The sequence below is a fragment of the Nocardia farcinica genome, assembly GCF_029867845.1.
Taxonomy (GTDB): Bacteria; Actinomycetota; Actinomycetes; order Mycobacteriales; family Mycobacteriaceae; genus Nocardia; species Nocardia farcinica_A.
Map to the genome: position 1 here is coordinate 1 of NZ_JARWRU010000205.1, position 2654 is coordinate 2654.

A 2654-nucleotide genomic window follows, 5' to 3' on the forward strand; every position below is an offset into this window, starting at 1 on the left:
TCTCCCGCTCCTTCTCGTCGGCCACCTCGGCCATGAGCGGCGTCTTGCCGCACGGGGCGGGTTCGGGGAACTTGATCCGCGCCACCTTGTCGGCCACGCGCACCTCGTCCAGCTCGCCGAGAAGTCGTTCAGCCCGCTTGACCATGTTCTGCGCCGCAACGGCTTTCGTGGCCTTCGCACCGAGCTTGGCGGCCTGGGCCTTCAACGCCGAGGCCTTCTTCTCGGCGTTCGCGCGTTCCCGGCGGCGGCGCTGCTCGTCGGTGGCTCGCGCGTCCAGGTACTTCTTCCAGCCCATGTTGTAGACATCGGCCTCGCCGCGCACCGCGTCGAGGAACCAGACCTTGTTCACCACGGCCTCGAGCAGTTCCACGTCGTGACTGATGACGATCAGGCCGCCGTCGTGGTTCTGCAGGAAGCCACGCAGCCAGGTGATGGAGTCGGCGTCGAGGTGGTTGGTCGGCTCGTCGAGCAGCAGGATGCGATCGGAGCGGCCGCCGCTGCCGTCGGAGGCGGAGAACAGGATGCGGGCCAGTTCGATGCGGCGGCGCTGACCGCCGGACAGAGTGCGCAGCGGCTGCCCGAGCACCCGGTCGGGCAGACCGAGGCTGTGGCAGATGCGCGCGGCCTCGCTCTCGGCGACGTAGCCGCCCAGCGCCGAGAAGCGCTCCTCGAGCCTGCCGTATTTGCGGACCGCCTTCTCCCGCTCCTTCTCGTCGGCCACCTCGGCCATGAGCGCCTGCTGCTTCTCCATGTCGCGGATCAACGTGTCCAGCCCGCGTGCCGAGAGCACACGGTCACGCGCGAGCACGTCGAGGTTGCCCTCGCGCGGGTCCTGCGGCAGGTAGCCGATCTCGGTGGAGCGCACGATCTTTCCGGCATACGGCTCGCCCTCGCCCGCGAGAATGCGCAGCGTGGTGGTCTTGCCCGCGCCGTTGCGCCCGACCAGGCCGATCCGGTCGCCCGCCTGCACGCGCAGCGCCGGCCCGGGGGCCGAGAGCAGGGTGCGGACGCCGGCCCGGACCTCGAGATCGGTCGCGGTGATCACAGATGTGCTCCTCTGGGAAGTGCGGGGTGGCGTCGGAGGGAATCTCGTCGTTCACTCGGCCCGGGTACGACCGCCACGATCGACCGCAGTGTAGGTACTCGGCCGACACGCCAGCCATCCATTTTAGCCGGACACCCTCGCCACGCCGCCGTGGCGAGGCGAGGTGTGACCGCAATAACCGGGGGCGCGATGCGCTTCGGTAGCGTGCCGTGTCATGAGTACCGATCTGTTGGGCAAGAGCGCGCTGGTCAGCGGCGCGAGCCGGGGCATCGGCAAGGCGGTTGCCGCCGAACTGCTGCGACGCGGGGCGAACGTGGTGATCACGGCACGCAAACCCGAGACACTCGAGCAGGCCGCCGACGAACTGCGCGCCCTCGGGCACAAGGGCCAGGTGGCCGCCGTCGCGGGCAACTCCGGCGACCCGCAGGCCCGCGCCGAGGCCGTGGCCAGGGCGGTCAGCGAGTTCGGCTCGCTGGACATCCTGATCAACAACACCGGCATCAACCCCGTCTTCGGCTCCCTCATGGAGGCCGATCTGGACGCGGTGCGCAAGATCTTCGATGTCAACGTGGTCGCCGCGCTCGGGTACGTGCAGCAGGCCCACAAGGCGTGGATGGGCGAGCACGGCGGTGCGATCGTCAATGTCGCCAGTGTGGCCGGCCTGCGATCGACCGGCGTCATCGCCGCCTACGGCGCGTCCAAGGCGGCGCTCATCCGTCTGACCGAGGAGCTGGCCTGGCAGCTCGGCCCGAAGATCCGGGTCAACGCGGTCGCGCCGGGCGTGGTGAAGACCAAGTTCGCCGACGCGCTGTACTCCGCCGACGAGGAGCGCGCCGCGAGCATCTACCCGATGAAGCGGCTGGGCAGCCCCGAGGACGTCGCCCGCCTGGTCGGCTTCCTGGCCTCCGACGAGGCCGCCTGGATCACCGGCGAGACCGTCCGCGTCGACGGCGGCCTGCTGGCGACCGGCGGGCTCTGACCGCTGCCCGCACTCCCCCGGCAGCCGCACCCGTGACCGACATCGTCGTCTGCGGGCTCGGTCCCTCGGGTCGCGCGCTGGCCCATCGCTGCCTGGCGCGCGGCCTGCGGGTCGCCGTCGTCGATCCGGCTCCGCACCGGCGCTGGACGGCCACCTACGCGATATGGGGCGACGAACTGCCCGGCTGGCTCGACCCCGCTGTGGTCGCCGCGCGCGTGGCACGGCCGGTGGCCTGGGGGACCGTGCGGCACGAGCTCGATCGCGAGTACCTGGTGCTCGACACCGGGCGGTTGCAGGACTCGCTCACCCTCGACGGGGCCGAGGTGATCGCCGAGCGGGCCGTCCGGGTGAGCGGGCGCTCGCTCACCACCGCGAGTGGCCGGGTCCTGCGGGCGGACCGGGTGATCGACGCGCGCGGGGTCGGGCGGTCGCCACGGCGCGCGGAACAGACCGCCTACGGGGTCGTCGTAGCCGGCTCGCACGCCGCCGACGGGGCGAGGGCCGGCCACCCAGGGGCCGCCGGAGGCGCAGCCGCCGCCTCGCCCCCCCCCGGCGGCCACCCGGCGCGGTTGAAGGACGGGGGGGCAGGCAACGGCGCGGGGGCCCGCGAGCCGCGCGCCGTGCACTATT

Annotated in this window: 3 protein-coding genes; 2 read left to right on the forward strand and 1 reads right to left on the reverse strand. The window is 72.0% G+C overall.

Annotation, left to right across the window (positions count from 1 at the left end; all coding sequences use genetic code 11):
- The coding region (locus tag QH283_RS04160) for an ABC-F family ATP-binding cassette domain-containing protein (RefSeq protein WP_280501691.1) at positions 1 to 1045 on the reverse strand (1045 nt) is incomplete at its 3' end.
- Positions 1046 to 1259: 214 nt separating this feature from the next.
- On the opposite strand from QH283_RS04160, the gene QH283_RS04165 reads away from it, so the two are divergent.
- Together QH283_RS04165 and QH283_RS04170 are read left to right on the forward strand one after the other, a co-directional pair.
- Positions 1260 to 2024: an SDR family oxidoreductase gene (locus tag QH283_RS04165; protein ID WP_280501692.1), complete on the forward strand. Its 765-nt coding sequence runs from the start codon at positions 1260 to 1262 to the stop codon at positions 2022 to 2024.
- 32 nt (positions 2025 to 2056) lie between these two features.
- A partial coding sequence (locus QH283_RS04170) for a lycopene cyclase family protein (RefSeq protein ID WP_280501693.1) occupies positions 2057 to 2654 on the forward strand: 598 nt, incomplete at its 3' end.

Bases quoted from the DNA above. Each gene is read 5' to 3' on its own strand.
- QH283_RS04165 (WP_280501692.1), top strand. From the start codon at position 1,260: ATGAGTACCGATCTGTTGGGCAAGAGCGCGCTGGTCAGCGGCGCGAGC.